Origin of the sequence: Verrucosispora sp. WMMA2121 (assembly GCF_027460185.1) — a bacterium.
In the GTDB taxonomy this organism is placed as follows: Bacteria; Actinomycetota; Actinomycetes; order Mycobacteriales; family Micromonosporaceae; genus Micromonospora; species Micromonospora palythoicola.
In genome coordinates, this window is the sequence record NZ_JAPZBH010000006.1 from 534,801 (window position 1) to 558,081 (window position 23,281).

Annotated in this window: 18 protein-coding genes and 1 pseudogene; 12 read left to right on the plus strand and 7 right to left on the minus strand. The window is 71.8% G+C overall.

What is annotated here, in order from left to right; translation table 11 throughout:
• Positions 1–72: 72 nt before the first annotated feature.
• On the minus strand, positions 73–774 hold the full coding sequence (locus O7605_RS11405) for an amino acid-binding protein (protein WP_269739159.1): 702 nt from the start codon (positions 772–774) through the stop codon (positions 73–75).
• 148 nt (positions 775–922) lie between these two features.
• Between O7605_RS11405 and O7605_RS11410 the strand changes: the two genes are divergently transcribed.
• Positions 923–1,975 (plus strand): phosphotransferase family protein, encoded by a 1,053-nt coding sequence (locus O7605_RS11410; protein WP_269739160.1) that lies wholly within the window; start codon positions 923–925, stop codon positions 1,973–1,975.
• Positions 1,975–3,195, plus strand: coding sequence for an acyl-CoA dehydrogenase family protein (locus O7605_RS11415; protein WP_269739161.1), 1,221 nt, complete (start codon positions 1,975–1,977; stop codon positions 3,193–3,195). The genes O7605_RS11410 and O7605_RS11415 overlap by 1 nt, the downstream gene beginning before the upstream one ends.
• Positions 3,196–3,576: 381 nt before the next feature.
• Here O7605_RS11415 and O7605_RS11420 read toward each other — a convergent pair whose 3' ends face one another.
• The 6 genes from O7605_RS11420 to O7605_RS11445 form a co-directional block, all read right to left on the minus strand.
• Positions 3,577–4,623: a LacI family DNA-binding transcriptional regulator gene (locus O7605_RS11420; RefSeq protein ID WP_269739162.1), complete on the minus strand. Its 1,047-nt coding sequence runs from the start codon at positions 4,621–4,623 to the stop codon at positions 3,577–3,579.
• Between the two features lie 82 nt (positions 4,624–4,705).
• Positions 4,706–6,139: a GH1 family beta-glucosidase gene (locus tag O7605_RS11425; RefSeq protein ID WP_269739163.1), complete on the minus strand. Its 1,434-nt coding sequence runs from the start codon at positions 6,137–6,139 to the stop codon at positions 4,706–4,708.
• Positions 6,136–6,978: a carbohydrate ABC transporter permease gene (locus tag O7605_RS11430; RefSeq protein WP_093402872.1), complete on the minus strand. Its 843-nt coding sequence runs from the start codon at positions 6,976–6,978 to the stop codon at positions 6,136–6,138. Before O7605_RS11430 ends, O7605_RS11425 begins: the two co-directional genes overlap by 4 nt.
• A gap of 10 nt (positions 6,979–6,988) precedes the next feature.
• On the minus strand, positions 6,989–7,957 hold the full coding sequence (locus O7605_RS11435) for a carbohydrate ABC transporter permease (RefSeq protein ID WP_269739164.1): 969 nt from the start codon (positions 7,955–7,957) through the stop codon (positions 6,989–6,991).
• A gap of 109 nt (positions 7,958–8,066) precedes the next feature.
• The gene (locus O7605_RS11440) at positions 8,067–9,356 is read right to left on the minus strand and encodes an ABC transporter substrate-binding protein (RefSeq protein ID WP_269739165.1); all 1,290 of its coding nucleotides are present in this window, start codon (positions 9,354–9,356) and stop codon (positions 8,067–8,069) included.
• Positions 9,357–9,638: 282 nt separating this feature from the next.
• On the minus strand, positions 9,639–10,184 hold the full coding sequence (locus tag O7605_RS11445; protein ID WP_269739166.1) for a plasmid pRiA4b ORF-3 family protein: 546 nt from the start codon (positions 10,182–10,184) through the stop codon (positions 9,639–9,641).
• Between the two features lie 151 nt (positions 10,185–10,335).
• On the opposite strand from O7605_RS11445, the gene O7605_RS11450 reads away from it, so the two are divergent.
• The 10 genes and pseudogenes from O7605_RS11450 (at position 10,336) to O7605_RS11495 (ending at position 23,268) form a co-directional block, all read left to right on the plus strand.
• Positions 10,336–11,082: a pyrimidine reductase family protein gene (locus tag O7605_RS11450; protein WP_269739167.1), complete on the plus strand. Its 747-nt coding sequence runs from the start codon at positions 10,336–10,338 to the stop codon at positions 11,080–11,082.
• Between the two features lie 66 nt (positions 11,083–11,148).
• Positions 11,149–13,437 carry a hypothetical protein gene (locus O7605_RS11455; protein ID WP_269739168.1) on the plus strand — a complete coding sequence of 763 codons (2,289 nt, stop codon included), beginning with the start codon at positions 11,149–11,151 and terminating at the stop codon, positions 13,435–13,437.
• 179 nt (positions 13,438–13,616) lie between these two features.
• The gene (locus O7605_RS11460) at positions 13,617–15,368 is read left to right on the plus strand and encodes an ATP-binding protein (protein WP_269739169.1); all 1,752 of its coding nucleotides are present in this window, start codon (positions 13,617–13,619) and stop codon (positions 15,366–15,368) included.
• A gap of 15 nt (positions 15,369–15,383) precedes the next feature.
• The gene (locus O7605_RS11465; RefSeq protein WP_269739170.1) at positions 15,384–16,532 is read left to right on the plus strand and encodes an exonuclease SbcCD subunit D; all 1,149 of its coding nucleotides are present in this window, start codon (positions 15,384–15,386) and stop codon (positions 16,530–16,532) included.
• A complete protein-coding gene (locus O7605_RS11470) occupies positions 16,532–19,006 on the plus strand; it encodes an AAA family ATPase (RefSeq protein ID WP_269739171.1) in 2,475 nt (824 codons plus the stop codon). Before O7605_RS11465 ends, O7605_RS11470 begins: the two co-directional genes overlap by 1 nt.
• A 7-nt stretch (positions 19,007–19,013) precedes the next feature.
• Entirely contained in the window at positions 19,014–19,982 is a 969-nt protein-coding gene (locus O7605_RS11475) for a hypothetical protein (RefSeq protein WP_269739172.1), read from the plus strand.
• Positions 19,982–20,838: pseudogene (locus O7605_RS11480) on the plus strand (spermidine synthase). Before O7605_RS11475 ends, O7605_RS11480 begins: the two are co-directional and overlap by 1 nt.
• 83 nt (positions 20,839–20,921) lie before the next feature.
• The gene (locus O7605_RS11485; RefSeq protein ID WP_269739173.1) at positions 20,922–21,614 is read left to right on the plus strand and encodes a sigma-70 family RNA polymerase sigma factor; all 693 of its coding nucleotides are present in this window, start codon (positions 20,922–20,924) and stop codon (positions 21,612–21,614) included.
• Positions 21,611–22,387: an anti-sigma factor family protein gene (locus tag O7605_RS11490; RefSeq protein WP_269739174.1), complete on the plus strand. Its 777-nt coding sequence runs from the start codon at positions 21,611–21,613 to the stop codon at positions 22,385–22,387. The genes O7605_RS11485 and O7605_RS11490 overlap by 4 nt, the downstream gene beginning before the upstream one ends.
• A 212-nt stretch (positions 22,388–22,599) precedes the next feature.
• Positions 22,600–23,268, plus strand: a complete 669-nt coding sequence (locus tag O7605_RS11495; RefSeq protein ID WP_443083913.1) for a COG4315 family predicted lipoprotein — start codon at positions 22,600–22,602, stop codon at positions 23,266–23,268.
• The last annotated feature ends 13 nt before the right edge of the window (positions 23,269–23,281 follow it).

Here is a 23,281-nt window from a genome sequence, read left to right on the forward strand (position 1 = left end):
CCGCGGCTGTTGCCGGTCGGTTGCCTCACCATGTCCAGCCGCGTCCGGCCCTGCGGTCTGCGTCACAGCCGGTCAGGGGTTGGCGCTCACCGGCGGGGTGCCCACCAGGTCGAGCCGGTCGCCGAGGATCACCGCACAGGCGCGGACCAACTGGGCGAGCCGGTCCACCTCGGTCGAGTGGAACGCGGCCGGCGTGAGCGTGTCGCTGTGCTCGCGGGAGACCACCAGGACCAACCCGGCCCGACCGAACGGCGCGACCGCGAAGTGACCGCCGTCGGGTGCGGTCATCGCCCGGGCGCGCAGCGGGGTCACCTCCGGCAGCTTCGGTGGCACCGGGGTACGCCAACTGGCGTGCCCGACCGTCGCACCGCCACCCCCGGTACGCGACGCCCAGTCGACCGGCACCACCGCGGCGACGGACCAGTCGGCAGCGAGCAGCCCGGGTACCGCGTCGACCAGGGTGGCCAGCCCGTCGGCCGGGTTCGCCGCGACCTGCGCCAGCAGTTCGGCGTCCTGGCCGGTGGTGGTGGGCGCGCCGATCGCCCGCCAGACCCCGTCCACCCGGACGCCGGGGATCGCCGCCAGACCGGCCAGCAGCCGTTCCACCCGGGCGGCGCCCGGCCACACCACCGTGAAGTCGTCGACCGCCCGCCCGCCGAGGCGTTCCAGCACGACCACCTGGACGATGTCCGCCCCGGACACGCCGAGGGTGCGCGCCACCTGACCGAGCGTGCCCGGACGGTCCGGCAGGGTGACCCGAACGCGCAGCAACATCTCAAACCCCTCCGCTCGGCGGGCCGACACGGTGGCCGGCAGGCTGATGCCAGCCTGGCAGTTGACCATTTCGTCCCTGTTGCGGCGGCATGTCCCGAGGGTCAAACCTGACCTTGACAAGCCGCCGGAGCTGCCATGGACTGTCCGGATGACCGAACCGACCGCCGGCTCGCCCGCCGGTCTGGATCTGGACCGGCTCGGCGGCTACCTGTCGGCGCACCGTCCCGATCTGGCCGCCGGCCCGCTACGGGCCGAGCTGATCGCCGGTGGCCGGTCGAACCTGACCTACCTGGTCCACGCCGGCGATCGCGACGTGGTGCTGCGTCGTCCACCGCTCGGGCACGTGCTGGCCACCGCGCACGACATGGCCCGGGAGTTCCGGGTCATCTCGGCGCTCGCCCCGACCGACGTCCCGGTGCCCGGCGCCCTGCTGCTCTGCACCGAGCCGGACGTGCTGGGGGCGCCCTTCTATCTGATGGAACGGGTGCCGGGTGAGGTATTCCGCAGCCGCGCCCGCACCGACCGGCTCACCGGCGAGCAGCGACACGGGCTGGCCATGACGATGATGGACACCCTGGCGGCGCTGCACACGGTCGAGCCGACCGCGGTCGGCCTGGCCGACTTCGGCCGCCCGGAGGGGTTCCTGGCCCGGCAGGTCCGCCGCTGGTCGGGGCAGCTCGACCGGTCCCGCAGCCGACCGCTGCCCGGCATCGACGAGCTGCGCGACCGGCTCGCCGCCACCGCGCCGGAGGGGGCCAACGCCGGTCGGATCGTGCACGGGGACTTCCGGCTGGACAACCTCCTCGCCACCGTCGACCCGGTGACGGTGACGGCGGTGCTGGACTGGGAGATGGCCACCCTCGGCGACCCGCTGGCCGATCTCGGGCTGCTGCTGACCTACTGGGACGTGCTCGGCGGCGGCGCTTTCTCCGAGGGCAATCCGGTCGCCGACGGCCTCGGGCCGCGCGCCGGCTTCCCCAGCGGCACCGAGCTGATCGACCGGTACGCCGGCCGCAGCGACGTCGACGTCGGTCCCCTGCACTGGCACGTCGCGCTGGGCTGCTTCAAACTCGCCGTCATCTGCGAGGGCATCCACTACCGGCACACCCTCGGCCAGACCCTCGGCGAGGGCTTCGACACCATCGGGGGCCTCGTCGCCCCGCTTGTCGCACACGGACTGACCGCGGTGAGGGAGACCTGATGGACTTCGCGTACGACGCCCGGACCGAGCAGCTGCGCACCGAGCTGACGGATTTCCTCGAGCAGCACGTCTACCCGGCCGAACCGGTGCACGCCGCCCAGGTCGCCGCGGCCGGTGACCCGTGGGCCCGCCCGCCGGTGATGGCCGAGCTGAAGGCCGAGGCACGCCGGCGCAACCTGTGGAACCTCTTCCTGCCCGATCCGCGCCACGGTGCCGGGCTGACGAACCTCCAGTACGCCCCACTGGCCGAGCTGACCGGACGCAGCCCGCACCTCGCGCCGGAGGCGCTCAACTGCGCCGCGCCCGACACCGGCAACATGGAACTGCTCGCCGAGTTCGGCTCCCCCGCCCAGCAGGAACGCTGGCTCACCCCGCTGCTGGCCGGCGAGATCCGCTCCGCGTTCTGCATGACCGAGCCCGACGTCGCCTCCTCCGACGCGACGAACATCGCCACGTCGATCCGCCACGACGGTGACCACTACGTCGTCGACGGCCGCAAGTGGTGGTCGTCCGGCGCGATGGACCCGGCCTGCGAGATCCTCATCGTGATGGGCAAGACCGACCCGGGCGCCGAGCGGCACCGGCAGCAGAGCATGATCCTGGTGCCCCGGGACACGCCGGGGGTCACCATCCGCCGGGGCATGCGGGTCTTCGGCTACAGCGACGCCTCGCACGGCGGGCACGCCGAGATCGACTTCGACGGTGTACGGGTGCCGGCGGAAAACCTTATCGGTGCCGAGGGGACCGGCTTCGCCATCGCGCAGGCCCGGCTCGGTCCGGGCCGGATCCACCACTGCATGCGACTGATCGGCATGGCCGAACGAGCGCTGGAGCTGCTCTGCCGCCGGACCGTCGAGCGGATCGCCTTCGGCCGCCCGCTCGCCGAACAGGGCGTGGTACGCGAGTGGATCGCCGAGGCCCGGGTCCGCGTCGAGCAGGCCCGGCTGCTGGTCCTCAAGACCGCCTGGCTGATGGACACCGTCGGCAACAAGGGCGCGCACACCGAGATCCAGGCCATCAAGATCGCCACGCCGGCGATGGCCGAGTGGGTCATCGACAAGGCCATCCAGGCGTACGGCGCCGCCGGGGTCAGCCAGGACACGCCGCTGGCCGCGCTCTGGTCCGCAGCTCGCACGCTGCGCCTCGCCGACGGCCCCGACGAGGTACACCGCAACAGCCTCGCCAAGCGTGAGCTACGCCGCTGGACCGCCCCCGCCTGAGCGCGGTCGCCCCATGCCGCCCGAGGCACCACCGCCTTGCCGGCACCGGTCAGCGCCAGACCCACATCCGGCGATTGCCCGAACATCACTCCCCGTGCACATCAGGCCGACCCCGACATACCAGGTTGCAGCCTTTGCTCTGCTTCAACCGACGCAACGCTCACGGTCCGCATACACGCGCGGCCGACAGTCAGCACCGGCCATCGCGTTACCACTGCTCAGACACCAGTGCGTGGGTTGAAGCAGAGCAAAGCGCGCAGGGTGGCAGGTGGGTGGGACGGCTGCTGGCCACGCAGTGTCAGAAACACGGAGAGCAAGCGAGCGCTGACCGCAATGGCGGCCGGCCGAGTACCCGCACCCTGCATCCCCGGGGTACGCAGATCAGGCGGACGCACGCTCGACGAACTCGGTGTCCAGGACGACGTGTGGGGTGAGGATCTCGTCGCCGCGGATGCGGTCGACCAGCAGCCGTGCCATCTGCCGGCCCATCTCCTCCACCGGCTGGAACACCGAGGTCAGTGGCGGGTTGGCCTGCCGGGCGATGGGCTCGTCGCCGAAGCCGACCACCGCCACGTCCTGCGGCACCCGGCGGCCGGCCTCCCGCAGCGACCGCATGGCACCGAAGGCCATCAGGTCGGCGGCCACGAACACGGCGTCCAGGTCAGGGCAGCGCTCCAGCAGCCCCCGCATGGCCGTCGCCCCGCTCTCCTCGCTGAAGTCGCCGTACGCGATCAGGTCGGGGTTGACGCCGAACCCGGCGGTGCGGACCGCGTCCCGGTAGCCGGACAACCGGGCCAGGCCGGCGCCCATGTCCTGCGGGCCGGCGATGGTGGCGATCCGCCGCCGTCCGCGGCTGGCGAGATACTCGACGGCCTGCCGCGCCCCGCCGGCGTTGTTGACGTCGACGAACGACACGGGCTGCGCCTCGGGATGCAGCATCCGCGCCGGCCGCCCGCCGAGCACGGTGGGCAGGCCACGCTCCTCCAGCAGGGTGGGCAGCGGATCGTCGTCGTGCAGCGACAACAGCAGTACGCCGTCGACGTGCTGGTTGGTCAGGTGGTGCTCGACCCGCTCCCGCTCCAGCGGCGACTGGGCCATGGCCAGCCAGAGCTGCAACGGCGTCTCCAGCAGGGCGGAGCTGATCCCCCGGACGATGCCGGCGAAGAACGGCTCGGCGAAGATCCGCTCACCGGACTCGCTGACCACCAGGGCCACCGAGTCGGTCCGCTGGGTGACGAGCGCCCGAGCGGCGCGGTTGGGTACGTACCCCAGCTCGGCAATGGCCTGCTGCACGGCGGCCCGGGCCTCCGGACTCACCTGCGGGGAGCCGTTGACCACGCGGGAGACCGTGCCACGGCCGACTCCGGCACGGGCGGCGACCGCGTCGAGCGTCGGCCGCCCGAGCGACCGGGTGCGCTGCGTTGTCATCGTCTGCTCCTCCGACGTCAGGCGGCCCCGGCACCTTCACCAGCGTCGGTGCCGGGCCGCCCGTTACTGGCTGGCCATCGCCCTATTGTGCGGCCAGACCGTTGCGTCGGATCACCTCCGCGTACCACCTGGCACTGGACTTGGGGATGCGGGTCTGCTTGTCGTAGTCGACGTAGATCATGCCGAACCGCTTCGTGTAGCCCCAGGCCCACTCGAAATTATCCATCAGCGACCAGGCGAAGTATCCCCGCAGGGGGACGCCCGCGCTGATCGCCTCGTGCGAGGCGCGCAGGTGAGCGTCGAAATAGGCGAGCCGGTCGACGTCGTCGACCCGACCGTCGACCACCTCGTCGACGAAGGCCGAGCCGTTCTCGGTCACGTAGAGCGGAAGGTCCGTGTACTCCTCGTGCACCCGGCGCAGGGTCTCCACCAGACCGGGAGCGTCGATCTCCCAGTCCATGTCGGTGACCGGCACCCCCCGGGTGACGAACCGGACGTCCTCGCTGCCCGGCCAGCAGGACTGCGCCCGCCAGTACGGTTCCGGCTCCTCGCCCGAGACCGGCGCGGCCACCACATGCCGGCTGTAGTAGTTGACGCCCACCACGTCCAGCGGCGTGGAGATGGTGGCCAGGTCACCGTCGTGGACGTGGCCGAAGTCGGTCACCTTCACCAGGTCGGCCACCAGGTCGTCGGGGTACGCGCCGCGCAGGATCGGATCGAGGAAGAACCGGTTGGCCAGGGCGTCGATCCGCCGGGCCGCGTCGACGTCGGCCGGCGAGTCGCTGGCCGGGGTGACCGGGTACAGGTTGACGGTCACCCCGAGCTGTGCCTGCGGCACCGCCGTACGCAGCGCCTGCACCGCGAGCCCGTGCCCGAGCATCAGGTGGTGTCCGGCGCGGACCGCGTCGGCCCCGTCGGAGCGGCCCGGAGCGTGCACCCCGGAGCCGTAACCGAGGAAGGCCGAGCACCACGGCTCGTTGAGCGTGGTCCAGTACTTCACCCGGTCACCCAGGGCGTCGGCCACGAGCAGGGAGTAGTCGGCGAACCGGGCAGCGGTGTCCCGGGCCGGCCAGCCCCCGGCGTCCTCCAACTCCTGCGGCAGATCCCAGTGGTAGAGGGTGAGCCAGGGCTCGATCCCGTTGGCCAACAGCTCGTCGACCAGCCGCTGGTAGAAGTCGAGCCCTTCGGCGTTCGCCGGACCCGACCCGCCCGGCTGCACCCGCGGCCAGGACACCGAGAACCGGTACGACTTCAACCCCAGCTCGGCCATCAGCCGGACGTCGTCGCTGAGCCGGTGGTAGTGGTCGCAGGCGACGTCGCCGGTGTGCCCGGCGACCGTCCGGCCCTCGGTGTGGCTGAAGGTGTCCCAGATCGACGCGGTCCGACCGCCCTCGTTCGCCGCGCCCTCGATCTGGTACGCGGCGGTCGCCGCGCCCCAGAGGAAGCCGGGCGGGAAGGTCAGCGGCGGACGCTCGTCGAGGACGCCGACGGCGGGCGGGGTGGCGGGGTTGCTCACGACTTGACTGCACCTTCCATGATCCCGCCGATGATCTGGCGGCCGAAGAGGAGAAAGACGAGCACCAGCGGGATGGTGCCGACCGCCGTAGCGGCGAAGACCTGGGAGTAGTCCGTGTAGTAGGCGTACGAGAGGAAGGAGAGCGAGACCTGCAGGGTCGGGTTCTCCGGGGTGAGGATCGCGTACGGCCAGAGGAAGGAGTTCCAGGTCTCCATGAAGGTCAGCAGACCGAGCACGCCGGCCGCCGGACGCAGCGCGGGCAGCACGATGTTCCAGTAGATCCGGAACGTGCTGGCACCGTCGACCCGACCGGCCTCGATCAGCTCGTCGGAGATCGCCTGGCTGGCGTACTGCCGCATCATGAACACGCCGAAGGCGCTCACCAGGAACGGCACGGTCACCGCGTAGAGGGTGTCGTACCACCCCAGCGACTGCATCATGCTCCAGAGCGGGATGAGGCCCATCTGGGTCGGGATCATCATGGTGACGATGATCGCCAGCAGCAGCACGTTGCGACCGCGGAAGCGCAGCTTCGCGAAGGCGAAGCCGGCCAGGGAGCCGGTCAGCACCACCGACACGGTGACCACCGAGGAGACGATGATCGAGTTCATCAGGCCCTTGAGGAAGTTGGCCGCGTCGTTGTCGAGCACCCGACCGAAGTTGTCACCGAACGCGCCGGCCGGGGTCATCGGCGGTGGCACGTCGTTGATGGACTCCAGGCTGCGGGTGCCGATCACGATCATGTAGTAGAAGGGGTAGATCGACAGCAGCGCCGCCAGGACGAGCGCCATGTAGGTGAGTGGACTGGTGCGCCACAGGCGCTTTGAAGCCGAGATCATCGATCTCTCCTCACTTGGCCGCGCGGCGGACGAGTACGAAGTTGATCAGCGACACGAAGACGATGATCATGAAGATGGCCCAGGCCACCGCGGCACCGTAACCTGCGGTACTCAGGTTGTAGATGCCCTTCTCGTACATGTACATGGCCAGCGTCTGGAACTCCCGCTGGTTACCGCCGATGATGCTGCCGTTCGCGAAGAGCAGCGGCTCGGTGAACAGCTGCATGCCGCCGATCGTGGAGAGGATGACCACGAAGATGAAGGTGGGCTTGAGCATCGGCAGGGTGATCTGCCAGAACTGCCGCCACGGGCTGGCCCCGTCGATCGCGGCCGCCTCGTACAGGTCCTTCGGGATGGCCTGCATGCCGGCGAGCAGGATCAGGGTGTTGTAGCCGGTCCACCGCCAGTTGACCATCGTGGCGATCGCGGTCCAGGAACTCCACTCCTGGGCACGCCAGTCGATCTGGTCCACCCCGACGAGGCCGAGCAGCCAGTTGAACAGGCCGAAGTCGCGCTGGAACAGCATGCCGAAGACGATCGCGACGGCGGCCACCGACACCACGTTCGGCACGAAGATGGCCATCCGGAAGAAGGTCTTGGCGCGCAGCAGGGTCTGGTTCAGCAGGTTCGCCAGGAACAGTGCCATCAGCAGCTGCGGGATGGTCGACAGGGCGAAGATGCCGAACGTGTTGACCAGCGCGTTCCAGAAGTACTCGTCGGAGAACAACGCGGTGTAGTTGTCGAACCCGATGAACGTGTGCTCGCCGACCATGTCCCAGTCGTGCAGGGACATCCAGGCGGTGCGCAGCATCGGGTACAGCCCGAAGGCTCCGAAGATCAGGAAGAACGGCGCTATGTAGAGGTACGGGGAGTACTTGAGATCCAGGCGGTTGAACAGATAGCCCCGCCGACGTCGGGCGGGGACGTCGGGAGGTGGTGCTGCTGGCGACGGCGGCGCCGTCGTGGCCGACACGCTCATGAGTTATTCCTTTTCCAGCGAGGCCCGGGGGCCCTCGCGCAGAGTGCTGCGCGGTGGGGACCGACCGGTGGCGTCCGGGTAGTCCCGAACGCCACCGGAGGGGAATCACTCAGAAGACGCCCTGGGTCTGCGCGTCCTTGGTGAACTGCTCCCAGGCCGCATCCTTACTGGCCTGCCCGTTCTCGAACGCCCGCATCGCCGGCTCGAACGCGTTCTCCTTGACCGCCTGGTGCTTCGGGCCCAGGTGGATCGGCTCGATCTGGGCGACGCTCTCGCCGAAGATCTTGCCGGTCGGCGCGTTGCTGAAGTACTCGTTGGTGTAGTTGAGGAAGGCCTCGTCCTTCAGCGCCTCCAGGTTGGTGGGCAGCGGGCCCTTGGCCTTGAAGGCCTCCACCTGGCTGGTGGCGTTGGTCAGGAACTGGGCGAGCTTCGCCGCCTCCTCCGGGTAGTTGCTCTGCTCCGGCACGGCCAGCCACGAGCCGCCCCAGTTGCCGCCACCGCCCGGCACGGCCGCCACATCCCACTTGCCCTTGTTGGCCTCACCGGAGTTGTCCGCGACGATGCCGAGCATCCAGGACGGGCAGAAGGTGGCCGCGAAGGTGCCCTGCTTGAAGCCGCCGGACCACTCGGGCGACCAGGTGGACGCCTTGGCGGAGATGTCCACCATCGAGGTGGCGGTGTCCCAGGCAGCCTTCACCGCGGGGCTGGAGTCCGCGATGATGTTGTTCTCCTTGTCGTAGAACAGGTCGCTGCCCTGCTGGAACAGCACGCCGTTGGAGACGGCGGTGATCGAGTCGATGAACGCCTTGCCGGTGGCCTGCTTGTACTTCTGGCCAGCCTGGTGGAAGCCGTTCCAGTCCGGCCACAGCGCCGAGACCGCGTCCCGCTCGGTGGGCAGGCCGGCGGCCTCGAACAGGTCCTTGCGGTAGCAGACCGCGAGGCTGCCGACGTCGGTCGGCAGGCCGATCAGCCGGCCGTCCGGCGCCTTGCCCAGCTCCCACTTCCAGGGCAGGTAGTCGTCGGAGATCTCGGACGACACCAGCGGAGTCAGGTCGGCCCAGTTGCGCGGGTTGGCCTTGAACTCGTTGAGGATGCCCTCTTCCAGGGCGGTCACGTCGGCCGCGCCCTTGCCGGTGGCGAGGTAACGGACCAGCTTCGGCCGGTACTCGCCGAGCTGGGCGGTCTTGCGCAGCTCGACCTTGATGCCGGTCTGCTGCTCGTACTGCTTGACGAGCTCGTCGTAACCCATTTCGCCGAAGGTGTCGACGACCAGCTTCGCGGGCTTCTCGCCCTCGGCCGGCGTGTCGTCGTCGTTGCCGCAGGCCGCGAGCCCGCCGATGGCGGTGATCGCGGCCAGGGTGGCTGCCGCCATGCGGGAACGCCGCGTGGTGAGGCTCATCCTGACCCCTCTTTCGATGGTGAGGCTGCTTTTGTCTGTGGTGGGGGGTGCCGCAGCGCCTGCCGGCACCGGCTGCGTCAGCCGGCGTCGGCGCCCAAGCGCGCGCCATTGTGATCCACGCCTCTTGGGAACGCTCCCATGAGATTGCCGGCAGGTGTCGGGAGTGTCAATAGTCCAGTGGGAGCGATCCCAGATCGTTACCACGCAGCTCGTTTGACCGGGCAACCAATCGGGAATGACCGATAGGTTGTGCACAGACAACGGTCGATGGAGTCGTTGCAGTCAGCAGAGACGACGCAGCAGGGTGTCGACCCGACCGGCGTCGAAGCCCGCCGGGTCGAAGGCGGCACCGACCCAGTCCCGCATCGTCCGATGCTCCGGATGACCCGGCTCGGCCAACGCGGCGAGCAGCTGCCGATAGCCCTGCGGGCCGCCGACGTCCTCCGGCGGACCGGCCCGCTCCCCGTCGAGGCAGCTCGGATAGCGTTCGTCCGCCTCGGCGCCGAAGACGTCCTCCACCAGCAGGTCGTGCTCCCACCAGTCGCCGAAGTCGTACGTGTAGTGGAACCGGCTGCCCTTGCCGACCACCGCGTCCAACCGCACGTCCAACTCGTCGTGCAGGGCCAGCTCGCCGTCGGGGTCGGGTTCGCCGTACTGCACGCCGTCGATCTCGAACGAGTGCAGGTGGCAGTCCCGCCAGCCCATCACGTGCTGCACCACCCGGTGCAGCCGGTCCAGGGTGTAGCCGCCGGGTACCAGCACCCGACGCCAGATCGCCGGACGAACCCCGGACAGGGACATCCTCAGCTGGAAGATCTGACGCGGCATGGGTGTCCCATCCTCCCTCGGCATAGGCTGCGAGCATGATCTGCCGAGCGTGCCGGGCGCGGCGGCACGACGACTGCCCGGGCCGGAACTGGTGCGACTGCCAGCACCGTACCCCCCGACCGACCCCTCCCGTCACCGGTCCGGCCGGCGAATGAGCGACAGCGCGCCGATTTCCGTCCTCTGGCCGGATCCATCGCCCGGGCCGGTGGACGACGACACGCTCATCGCCAGATACGCCCGCGCCGACCGGCCGCACCTGCGGATGAACTTCGTGACCAGCGTCGACGGCGCGGTCAGTCTCGACGGTTACTCGGCCGGGCTGTCCGGCGCGTCCGACAAGCGGGTCTTCGGGCTGCTCCGGATGCTCTGCGACGCACTGCTGGTGGCCGCCGGCACGCTGCGCCACGAGAGATACCGGGCGATCCGGCTCGACGAGCGACGCCGGGCCTGGCGACGCGCGCACGGGCTGACCGAGTACCCGACCCTGGTCGTGGTCTCCGGCTCGCTGAACCTCGATCCGGCCCAGGCCGCCTTCGCCGACGCACCGGTACGCCCCGTGGTGCTCACCCACCGGAACGCGGCGGCACCGCCCGGCCTGACCGACGTGGCCGACCTGGTACGCCACGGTGACGACCGGGTCGACCTGGTCGCCGGGCTGGCCGAACTGCACCGACGCGGACTCGGTCAACTGCTCTGCGAGGGCGGACCGCACCTGTTCGGCGCCCTCACCGCCGCCGACCTGGTCGACGAGGTGTGCCTCTCGATCGCGCCGCTGGCCGCCGGGGCCGGGCCCGGCCGGATCACCGCCGGCGCCCCGAGTCCCGCCCGGAGCCTGCCGCTGCGGCACGTGCTCCGCGCCGACGACGGCACCCTGCTGCTCCGCCACGCCCGGCACTGACGGGCGACCCGCACGCCGTTACCGAAAAGACCGCGAGACCGCAGGTCAGCTCACTAGCGTAGACCGGTGTCGGGGGGCTGGGACGGGGCGTACGAGGTGGTCGAGCTGCGGGTCCACGGCGTTTCGGGAGCCGCCGCCGAGACACTGCTCGACCATCCGGTGGTGACCAGGGTCGCCGGTGACGACAACGCCGGCTTCTACCGTCCCCGGCCCGGCTTCGGCGTCAGCGACCGGCCGCAGGCCCTGCGGGTCGAGGCGTACCGGTGGGGGGCGCTGACCGCCGGCGGCGCCGTGCGTACCCTCTCGCTGCTCTTCCTGCTGCCGTTCATGCTCGTCAACCTCGCGGTGTGGACGCGGCCGGCGACCGGTGGGGCCGGCGGCGTGATCGGTCCGCTGTGCCGGGTGCTCGCCGCCACCCTGACCGCCGCGTTCATGCTCTCCGTGGTCGGCGTGACCGTCGACATCGTCGGCTGGCAGTGCGTTCCCTACCAGCCCTGCCTGCGTGGTCGCGGCTATCTGTCCTGGCTCGCCCACCTGCCGCTCGGGCCTCGCCTGGCGCTGCTCGCCCTGGTGCCGATCGGTGCCCTGCGGCTGCTCTGGTGGCTCGGCGAACGGTCGGCCCGGGTGTTCGAGGCGTTCCCGGCCGCCCGTGGGCAGGACCGCACCAGCGGCGGAGAGGACCGCGTCGACAGCCCGGGCTTCTGGAACGACGCACTCGTGGTGCACCGGTTGCGCGCCATCCACGTCGCGGTCGGGCTCGGTGTGCTCGACGCGAGCCTGCTCGCCGCGCCGGTGCATCGTCATCCCACGCCGGTCGCGTACCTGCTCTTCGGCGCGTCCTGGGTGTTGCTGGCGGCCGGTGTCGTCCTGCTCCTGCGTCCCGCGCGCGCCGCGCCGGACGGCCAGGGCCGGGGACCGGTCGACCTGCGCGGCATCCGGCCACTGCGGATCGGTGCGCTCACGCTCACCGTACTCACGCTGCTCTACAGCGCGGTGCCGGTGGAGCCGGAGCCCCCGCACGGCCAGTTGCCCGGATACGAGGGCGCGGTGGCCGGCCTGGTGGCGGTCCAGGCCGTGCTGCTCGGCGCGCTCGTGGCGGCCACGCTGCACCAGCGGCGGCGTAGCCGCGCCGTCGGCTCGTCCTGGCTGAGCGGGCTCGCGACGCCGATCTTCGCCGCCACGTCCATCGCCGTCTCGTACGGGTTCGCCGCCGCCCTCGTCTACCGGATCGCGGACCTGCTCGACCGCGGCGACATCCCGAATCCGGCCCGACTGGACCGGTCCGGCGCGCCGCCCCTGGAGCCACCGGTCTCCTACCGCTGGGCGGCCCTGGCCGGCCTGGTCACCGTCCTGGTCGTGGCCGCGACGACGCTCTGGCGCATCCAGGTGTCCCGGCGGCAGCGCCGCCGGATGGCCGAGGAGATCGTCCGACGCGACTTCCCCGACCCACCGCCGGAGGCACTGCCCCGACGCGCCGCCGTCCGGGAGATCGTCGCCCGGTCCGCGATCGCCGAGCATCTGGGGCCGGTGCTCACCGTGTTCCTGGTGCTGTCGGTGGTCGGCGTCACGGTCGTCGCCCTGGACCTGATCGGCATCGGACCGTCGGAGCTGAGCCGACGGCTGGCCGGCACCGACGGCGAGGCGGCCACGGACCTGGCCCTCGCGACCGATGTGGGTATCTACGTCATCGGCCTGGTCGGGCTCGGCATCGTGGTGCTCGGGCTGTTCTCCTACCGCTCCGAGGAGACCCGGCGCACGGTGGCGGCGATCTGGGACCTCGGCACGTTCTGGCCGCGTACGGTGCACCCGTTCGCGCCACCCTGCTACGCCGAGCGGGCGGTACCGGAGCTGGCCAAGCGGGTCGCCGCGCTGGCCGACCAGGGCGGGGTGATCCTCTCCGGGCACAGTCACGGTTCGGTGCTGGCCGCCGCCACCCTGCTCCAACTGCCGTCCCGGGTGCTGCCCCGGGTGGCGCTGCTGACCCACGGCAGCCCGCTGCACCGGGTGTACGCGCGCCTGTGCCCGGCCTTCTTCGGCAGCCCTGTCCTGACCGAGCTGGGCGAACGGATCGGTTGGCGCTGGGTGAACCTGTGGCGGGACACCGACTCGATCGGCGGACCGATCTTCTCGGCCCACCGCCCCGGCCAACGGCCGCGGGTCACCGGGCCCGCCGGCACCGTCGACCGGCGGCTGCGCGATCCCCGTGGCATCACCGTGCCGCCCGACGACACCGTCCCACCCCCGGTGAACCGGCACTGGCCGTACCACACCGACGAGGCGTACGAGGCGGCCGTGCGGGACCTGGCCGGGCGGTTGCGGGCGGCAGCCGGCACGAGCCCGGGCCCGACGGCCTGACGCTCGACGAGCCGCCCTTCACAGCCCGGACACCCGCCGTCAGAGTCCCGTCGCCGTGCGCGATCGGCACGGTGTCGTTACGTGGCCTGCGCCGCGTCGCGTGGCGGCCTGTCGTACTCCTCCGGCAGGATGCAGGGCGTGTGTGCCGACCGCGACGACCGACCGAGCGGAGTAGCCCGATGATCGACCAGGGGTTCGACGGCCCGGGCGAGGGGGTGGGCCGGGTGCTGGGCACCGCCGACGCCACTCCCCTGCAGTTCTGGACGGCGGTCGCCCCGGGCAGCTATCTCCAGCTCGACGACGTGGTGGTGACCCGGCGGGAGTTGCCCGACCGGGAGCCGGTGACCATCGCCGGAGTGGTCACCCAGGTCCGGGCGCGGCACGAGGGCGCGCAGTTCGACTCCGACGTGTTCGCCATCGCCGACGGCACGCTGCCGGCGCAGGTGCAGGAGGCCGCCGAGATCACCACCACCCGGGTGGATCCCGAGTTCTACGTGCCGCCGCAGCCGGGTGCCGTGGTGCACCGGGCCGAGGGCGACGCCCGCGCCCGGGCCCTGCACTTCGACCGGATGGAACGGCGCATCCCGATGGGCACCGGCCGCGACGGTGTGCCGGTCTACCTCAACGCCGACTTCCTCGACGGCAGTCGGGGCGCGCACGTGTCGATCTCCGGCATCTCCGGGGTGGCCACCAAGACCAGCTTCGCCACCTTTCTTCTCTACTCGGTGTTCCGCTCCGGCCAACTCGGCGGCGACGCGGTGAACGCCAAAGCGTTGATCTTCAACGTGAAGGGTGAGGACCTGCTCTTCCTCGACCACCCGAACGCCCGGCTCGACGATCCGACCCGGGCCGCGTACGCCCGGCTCGGCCTGGCCGCGGACGCCTTCCCCGACGTGCGGGTCTACGCGCCGCCCCGGGTCGGTGACTCGTCCGGCACACCGGACGTGAGCAGTCGGCTCACCGGGGTCGACAGCTTCTACTGGACACTCACCGAGTTCTGCGCGGACCGCCTGCTGCCGTACGTCTTCGCCGACGCCGACGACGAACGTCAGCAGTACACGATGGTGGTCCACTCCGTCGCCGCCCACCTGGCCCGGTACGCCCAGCCCGCCGACGGCGGCGTCAGCATCGACGGTGTCCGGCTGGGCAGCTACGGCGACCTGGTCGACCACGTCGTCGAGCAGCTCAGCGACGACGAGACGCGCGGTGACTGGGCGGGCAGCGCGGTCGGGTTGGGCACGGTGAACGCGTTCGCCCGCCGGCTGATCGGCAGCAAGAAGGACCTGTCCCGGCTGATCCGCGGCGATCTGGCCACCCGCCGTCCGCACAGCATCAACACCTCGGAGTCCGCCCAGGTCACCGTCGTCGACCTGCACAACCTGCCGGACCGGGCGCAACGTTTCGTGGTCGGCGTGACGCTCAAGACCGAGTTCGAGCGCAAGGAGAAGGCCGGCACCGCCAAACCGCTGCTGTTCGTGGTGCTCGACGAGCTGAACAAGTACGCCCCCCGGGAGGGCTCCTCCCCGATCAAGGAGGTGCTGCTCGACATCGCCGAGCGGGGCCGCTCCCTCGGGGTGATCCTGATCGGCGCGCAACAGACCGCGAGCGAGGTGGAGCGGCGGATCGTCACCAACTCCGCCATCCGGGTGGTGGGCCGGCTGGATCCGGCCGAGGCGTCCCGCCCGGAGTACGGATTCCTCCCACCCGCCCAGCGGCAGCGCGCGCTGCTGGCCAAGCCGGGCACGATGTTCGTCAACCAGCCGGACATCCCGGTGCCACTGTGTCTGGAGTTCCCGTTCCCCGCCTGGGCGACCCGGGTCTCCGAGGCGGGAGCCGCGCCGTCGCAGACCCTGCGGTCGATCACCCAGTCCGCCGACCCGTTCGCGGTCGTCGGCTCCGGCGGCGGCACCGACGACGACATCCCGTTCTAGCCCGGGGGTAACAGCATGAAGATCCTGCACACCTCCGACTGGCACGTGGGAAAGGTCCTCAAGGGACAGTCGCGGGCCGAGGAGCACAAGCAGGTGCTGGCCGGGGTCATCGAGATCGCCCGGCGGGAACGGCCCGACCTGGTCGTCATCGCCGGTGACCTCTACGACACGGCGGCACCGACCCCGGAGGCGACCCGCCTGGTCACCCGGGCGTTGACCGCGCTGCGCCGCACCGGCGCGGACGTGGTGGCGATCGGCGGCAACCACGACAACGGTCCGGCCCTGGACGCGCTGCGCCCGTGGGCCGAGGCCGCCGGCATCACCCTGCGCGGCGGCGTACGCGAGGATCCGGCCGAGCACGTCATCGACGGCACCACAGCCGACGGGGAACGCTGGCGGCTGGCCGCGTTGCCGTTCCTGTCCCAGCGCTACGCGGTCCGGGCGGTGGAGATGTACGAGCTGACCGCCGCCGAGACCACCCAGACGTACGCCGACCACCTGGGCCGGATCCTGGCCCGGTTGACCGAGGGTTTCGACGAGCCGGACCGGGTGCACCTGGTCACCGCCCACCTCACGGTGGTCGGCGCGGCCACCGGCGGCGGCGAGCGGGACGCCCACACCATCATGGGTTACGCGGTGCCCGCCTCGGTCTTCCCCGGCACCGCGCACTACGTGGCGCTCGGGCACCTGCACCGCGCCCAGCGGGTGCCGGGGCCGTGCCCGATCCGCTACAGCGGCGCCCCGCTCGCGGTGGACTTCGGCGAGCAGGAGAACGTCCCGGCGGTGACCCTGGTCGAGGTCACCGCGACCACGGCGGCGCGGATCCGCGAGGAGCCGGTGACCGCGGCGACCGCGTTGCGCACCGTACGCGGCACCCTCGCCCAGCTCGCCGAGATCACCCCGCCGGAGGGCTGGCTGCGGGTCTACGTGCGCGAACAGCCCCGCGCCGGTCTGCGTGAAGAGGTGCAGCAACTGCTTCCCCGGGCCCTGGAGATCCGCATCGACCCGGAGCTGGTGCCGGCGCCCGGCACCGGCACCCGGGTGGCGCAGCGCTCCGGCCGCTCGCCCCGGCAGTTGTTCGCCGACTACCTGGACAGCCGGGGGCATGTCGACGAGGGCGTCCGGGAACTCTTCGACGAACTGCTCGAAGAGGTCGATCACTGATGCGGCCGATGCGACTGGACCTGGCCGGTTTCACCGTCTTCCGCGACGCCACCACGATCGACTTCACCGACGCGGACTTCTTCGCCCTGGTCGGGCCGACCGGTTCGGGCAAGTCGACGGTGCTCGACGCGATCTGCTTCGCGCTGTACGGCACGGTGCCCCGCTGGGGCGGCACCCGTGGGCTGGGCAACGCGCTCGCGCCGTCGGCCACCGAGGCGCGGGTCCGGCTGGTCTTCGAGTCCGGCGGTGCGCGCTACGTCGCCACCCGGGTGGTGCGTCGGGACAGCCGGGGCAACGTCAAGACCGCCGGCGCCGGGTTGCAGCTGATGCCGGAGGGGTTCGACGTCACCAAACTGGACACCGGGCTCAGTCCGGAGGATCTCGGCGAGGTGGTGGCCGGCACCCCGGCGGAGATGGACGCGGCCGTGCTGGCGGCGGTCGGCCTGCCGTACGAGCAGTTCACCAGCTGTGTGGTGCTGCCGCAGGGCCAGTTCGCCGATTTCCTGCACGCCCGTCCGGCCACCCGGCAGCAGATCCTGGTCAACCTGCTCGGTCTCGGCGTGTACGAGCAGGTGCAGCAGCGGGCCACGACCCGGGCCGGGCTGGCGGAGGCGAAGCTGGAGGCGGTCGACCAGTTGCTCGCCGGGCTGTCCGACGTCGACGACGACGCACTGGCGCAGGCCGCCGGTCAGGTCGACCGGATGCGGGAGCTGGCCGGGTCGGTGACCGCCGCCGTACCGGAGCTGGAGGCAGCGCGCACGACGGTGCGGGAGGCCAACGCGGCGCTGGCCACGCTCGACGCCGAACTGGCCGCGTTGGCCGAGGTCCGGGCACCGGACGGGGTGGCCGAGGTGGCCCGGGCGGTCACGGCGACCCGGGCCGAGTCCGACGCGGCGGCGGCCGCGGTGTCGCTGGCCGAGGAACGCGAGGAGAAGCTGCGCGGCGAGCTGGCCGCCGCCGGCGACGAAAGCGCCCTGCGGATGCTGCTGCGGGCGTACGCCGACCGGGAGCAGCTGTCCGCCCAGGCGGAGCAGGTGCGGGCCGGAATGGAGGCGGCCGGCGTCGAGCACGACGCGGCGGTGCGGGCGCTGACCGGGGCGCAGGCGGCGGCCGAGCGCGCCGAGGCGGAGTTGGCGGTGGCGTTCCAGGCGCACGAGGACGCGAAGACCGCCGACCAGGCGACGGCGTTGCGGGCCCACCTCAGCGACGGGGACGCCTGCCCGGTGTGCGAGCAGCCGGTGGCCCGGGTACCGACGGTGCCGGCCGGCTCGGCGGTGGCCCGGGCGGTAAAGGCCGGCAAGGCGGCCCGGGCGGCGAGCGAAGCGGCCCGGAAGCTCGTCACCGAGCGCGACGCTGCCGCACGTGACCTGGAACGGGTGCTGCTGCGCGCCCGCGCCGAACATGACGGCCTGCGGGCCCGACTGGCCGAGCTGGACGAGCGGCTGACCGGTGCGGCCACCGCCGAGGCGCTGCGGGCGCGGCTGGCGGAGCTGGCCCGGCTGCGGCAGGGGCTGGACGAGGCGACCACGGCGCTGCGGGCGGGCCGGGACGCCGCCCGGCAGGCCCGGGCAGCGGTCGAGGCGGCGCAGGACCGGCTCCGGACGGCATGGCGGCGCTTCGACGGCGCCCGTGACGCGGTCGCCCGGTTCGGACCGCCGGCCACCGACCGCGACGACGTCGCCGCCGCCTGGGCCACGTTGGCCGAGTGGGCACGGGAGCAGGCACGGCACCGCCGGTCGGAGCGGGACGGGCTGGCCGGTGCGGTGGTCGAGGCGGAGACGGCGGCCGGTGCGGCGGCGGACCGCATCGCGGGCATCTTCGTCGACGCCGGGCTGCCCGCCCCGGACGATCCGGTCCGCGCCGCCGCCGTCGCCGTGGAGCGGGCCGAGGCCGAGCTGCGCCGGTTGACCGAGCGACGCGAGCAGGCGGCAGCGCTGCGCGAGCAGCGGGCCGGGCACGAACGCGAGGCGCAGGTGGCTCGGGCGCTGGCGGGGCACCTGCGGGCCAACAACTTCGAGCGGTGGCTGCTGGCCGAAGCGCTGGATCTACTCGTCGACGGCGCGTCGGGGATCCTGCGGGAACTCTCCGGCGGCCAGTACGACCTGGTCCACGACAAGGGCGAGTTCTTCGTGGTCGACCACCACGACGCCGGGCTGCGGCGCGGGGTACGGACGCTGTCCGGCGGCGAGACGTTCCAGGCGTCGCTGGCGCTGGCGCTGGCGTTGTCCGAGCAGTTGGCCGGGATGTCCACCACCGCGGCCAGCCTGGAGTCCATCGTGCTGGACGAGGGCTTCGGCACTCTCGACGCGGCCACCCTCGACACGGTGGCCGCCACCCTGGAGAACCTCGCCGCCCGGGGCGACCGGATGGTCGGCGTGGTCACCCACGTGCCGGCGTTGGCCGAGCGGATCCCGGTCCGCTTCGAGGTGCACAAGGACGCCCGCTCGGCCCGGGTGGAACGGACCGGCCGGTGATGCGGGCGTGAACCGCTTCTTCGTCGACGCCTGGGATCCGGGCTACGGCGCGTCGTTCGAGGCCGCGCCGGCCGGTCCGGCCGCGCCGAGCAGCGCCCAGGTCGAGGCGGAACACGAGCTGCCTGCGGTGGACTGGCGGGCGATCGGCCCCCGCCCGGAGGTCCGGGCACCGGACGTGGTGCTGCTTGTCGACGGGGTACGCCGGATCGACGCCAGCATCTGGACGGCCGAGGAGGACGGCGGCTCGTTTCCCGGGCTGGCCGCCTCGTACGCGGCCGGGGTGGTGCGGTGCGACCTGGACCGCGGTGCCGCGCAACTGGCCGGCGCCACGGTGGAGCGGGGCCTGTTCACCGCCAGCCCGTCGGCGACCGACGTGGTGGCCGGCAACGTCCGCTACCCGGTGCACCGGGTCGGCGGCAGCGGTGAGCTGGCCAAGCTGCCGGCCGCGGTGCAGGGTCCGCTCACCGCCCTGGAGGTGCGGGTCTCGGCCGCCGCGCGTACCGACGACGACCTGCTGGTGGTGGACGGGCCGTTGCGCAACCGGCGGCAGTTGCCGCGCACCCTCGGCTACATCAAGACCCAGCACAGCCAGTACCTGGACGCCCGACTCACCGCCGTGGTCACCGCTCTGCCACCGGGTCACCGTTCGCCGGTGTTCCGGCTCGGCACCGCCTGGGGCGGCTGGTCGTGGTATCTGCGGCTGCCGGTGGCCGCGGGCGCGCCCTGGGCCGGCATCGTGCGGCTGGAGTGCTCCGCCGACCTGGAGATCGCCGAGGCGGTGCGGCTGGCCGACCTGTCGCTTGCCACCCTGCCCCGGTTCGCCTCCAGCCCGTACAAGGATCCCCGGGCCCCACAGAACCTGGTGCCGATCGCCGGGCTGGAACGGTTGCTGCGTTCCCGCCTGGGTGACGCCCGGCTGCTGCATCGGGCGCTCACCGTCGCCGCCCGCACCGCCGCCGCCCGGGCCGGCCGCTGATGGGTCGGCGGCGCGACGCCGACCGGATCACCGAGCCGGTCGACACGGGGCTCGCCGAACTGGTGCCCGATCCGGACCGGTCCGGCTCGTGGACGCTGCTGCTCGACGGCGCACCACAGTCGCACGTGGACCTGACCGACCCGACGCACCTGGAGTTCGAGTACGTCCGTCGGCTGGCCGCCGCGATCGACCTGGTCGCACCGGCGGGTGCCCCGCTGCGGGTGCTGCATCTGGGTGGCGGTGCGCTGACCCTGCCGCGGTACGTCGCCGCCACCCGCCCCGGCTCGACGCAGCGGGTGGTCGAGGTGGACGGGGCGCTCGTCGAGCTGGTCCGGCGGACGCTGCCGTGGCGAGCCGACCCCCGCCTGAAGGTACGGGTGGGTGACGCCCGGGCGGTGCTCGCCTCGTGTCGCGAGGCCAGCTACGACGTGGTGGTCGCCGACGTCTTCGCCGGTGCCCGGACACCGGCCCGGTTGACCTCGGTGGAGTACGCGGCCGACGCGGCGCGGGTGCTGCACCCGGGGGCTGGTACCTGGCCAACGTCGCCGACGGCCCGCCGCTGCGCCACGCCCGGGCACAGGTGGCCACCGTGCGAGCGGTGCTGCCCCGGGCGTGTCTGGTCGCCGACGCCGCCGTGCTGCGCGGCCGGCGCTACGGCAACCTGGTGCTCGTCGCCGGCCGGCAGGATCCGCCGGTGGCCGCGTTGGCCCGCCGGGCCGCCGGTGACTGGTTTCCCGGCCGGGTGCTGGCCGGGGCGGAACTCGACCGCTTCACCAGTGGTGCCGTCGTGGTGCACGACGGTGCGGCCGTCGACTCCACGCCACCTCCGCCGGGGATTTTTTCCGTCCGACGTTGATCCGTTCGGTGCCGCCTTCCGTACCAGTCAGCAGCCATGCCCGTGGGGGGACGGCTTTCTGTCCAGGGACGTCGGAGGTCTGCATGCACGCACTGGCGGTCGGTTGGCAGGGCGACCGGGTGCGGGTGGACTGGATGTCCGCCCGGTCCCAGTCGCGGCCGACCACGTCCACCCGTGGGGTCGACTCTCGTGCGGCGGCTCGCCAGAATAGCCCGGTGACGCCGCGACCCACCCCTGGCCGCCACCAGGCTTCCACCACCGAAGCCGCCCATTCCGACCAGTTGGTCCGCACGCTCTACGCGGAACACGCCGGGCCGCTGCTGATGTTCGTGATGCGGCTGACCGGCGGGGACCGGCAACGGGCCGAGGACATCGTCCAGGAGACGCTGCTGCGGGCCTGGCGCAACGCGCATCGGTTGGGCGCGCAGGGACAGGGGTCGCTACGGCCGTGGCTGGTCACGGTGGCGCGACGGATCGCCATCGACGAGCACCGCAGCGAGCAGGCCCGCCCGGCCGAGACGTACGACCGGGACCTGACCGCGTTCGCCGAGGCCGACAGCACCGACCGGGTGCTGCGGTCGATGACGGTGGCGGACGCGCTGCGAACGTTGAGTCAGTCGCACCGGGAGATCCTGGTGGCGACGTACTTCCGGGGCCGGACGGTGCCGGAGGCGGCCGAGGAACTCGGTCTGCCACTGGGCACCGCGAAGTCGCGGGTCTACTACGCGCTGCGCGCGCTGCGCACAGCTCTGCAGGAGAGGGGGGTGACGGAATGAGCCGGGTTGACCACATGGACGTCGCCGCGTACGCGCTCGGCGTGCTTGACGAACAGGACATGGAGCGGTTCGAGGAACACCTCGCGACCTGCTGGGCCTGTGCCGCCGAGCTGGAGACGATGGTGCCGGTGGTCGGGCTGCTCTCCGACATCGACGAGGAGTCGATCACGGCATTGGAGCAGACCCACTCGGATCCGGTCCTGCTGGACCGGACGCTCGTGGCGCTGCGTACGCACCGTCGGCGGGCCCGGTTCCGGCAGGTCCTGGCGACCGCGGCGGCCGTGGTGGTCTTCGGTGGCCTGACCGGTGTGGTGTTCAGCAATCTCACCGACAGCAGCACGGCACCGCCGCTCGCCGGGCCGACCACGGCCCCGGTGAATCCGCCGGGCGACCGCCCCGGCAACCCCAGTGGTCCGGGATTCGGCGGTAACGAGCAGGAGGGTGAGCAGGTCGACGTCACCGACCCGGCCACCGGCGTCGAGGCGACGTTCTGGCTGACCTCGAAGGACTTCGGCACCAAGATGGACTTCAGCCTGGGCAAGCTGCCGGGGCCGCGCACCTGTCGCCTGGTGGTGGTACGCGACGACGGTTCCACCGAGGTCGTCTCCACCTGGTCGGTGCCGGACGGCGGGTACGGCACGAACGCCAACACGCAGAAGCTGGCGCTGTCGGCGGCCACGTCGACGAAGCGGGACGACATCAAGCAGTTCGAGGTGCAGGAGATCGATTCGCGGGGTGCCACGGACACTCTGGTGACCGTCCCAGCGGCCTGATCCACGTACCCGGAAGGCCCGCCTCGACCCCGAGGCGGGCCTTCGGTCTTTCCCGGCGTCAGGCGACTCAGCCACCCGGGGATACGGACTCACACGGACAGCGAACCCAGACGGTTCAATGGATTCTTGTGAACTTGCCCACCCTTTCGGATTCAACCTTGACAGCGCTCGACCCGTACTTCCCGGTGAACTGCCAAGTATGAGGAGGGCACGTGGCACAGATGAAGCGGACCGTCATCGCCGTGGGCGCCATGTTCGCACTTACGGCCTGCGCACCCGCAGGCTACAACGGGGCGGACGCGGGCGCGGCCGAGCCGGTCGCCGTCGCCGCGGCCGAGCCCAGCGTGACCGCCGACCCCGAGGCCAGCGCGGAGCCGGGCGCCTCGGCGTCACCGGGCGCGGAGGAAGAGACCGACGCTCCCCTGCCCGACGGTGTCGAACTGACCGACAGCCTGACCGGCAAGAAGTTCCCCCGGATGGGTAGCGCCGTGGTCAACCAGGACGGCTACATCCTGTACCGCTTCGACCGCGACACCAACGACCCGCCGTCGTCCAACTGCGACGGCCAGTGCGCCGAGGTGTGGCCGCCGGCGCTGACCGACGGCGCGCCGGAGCTCAAGGGCGTCTCCGACGACGCCGTCGGCACCATCACCCGCGAGGACGGCACCCGCCAGATCACCCTCGACGGCTGGCCGCTCTACACCTACATCGGTGACAAGAAGCCGGGTGCATGGAAGGGCCAAGGCGTCGGCGGCACCTGGTTCGTGGTCAACCCGGACGGCAGCAAGAACCTGGAGTGCCTGCCCAAGGGCACCCCGAAGGCGGTCGCCCCGCCGTCGAAGACCGAGTCGAACGAGTCGGACTCCGACTACGACTACTGATCCAGCAGGCACC

Bases quoted from the DNA above. Each gene is read 5' to 3' on its own strand.
- O7605_RS11420 (WP_269739162.1), bottom strand. From the start codon at position 4,623: ATGACAACGCAGCGCACCCGGTCGCTCGGGCGGCCGACGCTCGACGCG.
- O7605_RS11485 (WP_269739173.1), top strand. From the start codon at position 20,922: ATGCACGCACTGGCGGTCGGTTGGCAGGGCGACCGGGTGCGGGTGGAC.
- O7605_RS11460 (WP_269739169.1), top strand. From the start codon at position 13,617: ATGATCGACCAGGGGTTCGACGGCCCGGGCGAGGGGGTGGGCCGGGTG.
- O7605_RS11410 (WP_269739160.1), top strand. From the start codon at position 923: ATGACCGAACCGACCGCCGGCTCGCCCGCCGGTCTGGATCTGGACCGG.
- O7605_RS11430 (WP_093402872.1), bottom strand. From the start codon at position 6,978: ATGATCTCGGCTTCAAAGCGCCTGTGGCGCACCAGTCCACTCACCTAC.
- O7605_RS11470 (WP_269739171.1), top strand. From the start codon at position 16,532: ATGCGGCCGATGCGACTGGACCTGGCCGGTTTCACCGTCTTCCGCGAC.
- O7605_RS11440 (WP_269739165.1), bottom strand. From the start codon at position 9,356: ATGAGCCTCACCACGCGGCGTTCCCGCATGGCGGCAGCCACCCTGGCC.
- O7605_RS11465 (WP_269739170.1), top strand. From the start codon at position 15,384: ATGAAGATCCTGCACACCTCCGACTGGCACGTGGGAAAGGTCCTCAAG.
- O7605_RS11415 (WP_269739161.1), top strand. From the start codon at position 1,975: ATGGACTTCGCGTACGACGCCCGGACCGAGCAGCTGCGCACCGAGCTG.
- O7605_RS11445 (WP_269739166.1), bottom strand. From the start codon at position 10,184: ATGCCGCGTCAGATCTTCCAGCTGAGGATGTCCCTGTCCGGGGTTCGT.
- O7605_RS11435 (WP_269739164.1), bottom strand. From the start codon at position 7,957: ATGAGCGTGTCGGCCACGACGGCGCCGCCGTCGCCAGCAGCACCACCT.
- O7605_RS11450 (WP_269739167.1), top strand. From the start codon at position 10,336: ATGAGCGACAGCGCGCCGATTTCCGTCCTCTGGCCGGATCCATCGCCC.
- O7605_RS11405 (WP_269739159.1), bottom strand. From the start codon at position 774: ATGTTGCTGCGCGTTCGGGTCACCCTGCCGGACCGTCCGGGCACGCTC.
- O7605_RS11490 (WP_269739174.1), top strand. From the start codon at position 21,611: ATGAGCCGGGTTGACCACATGGACGTCGCCGCGTACGCGCTCGGCGTG.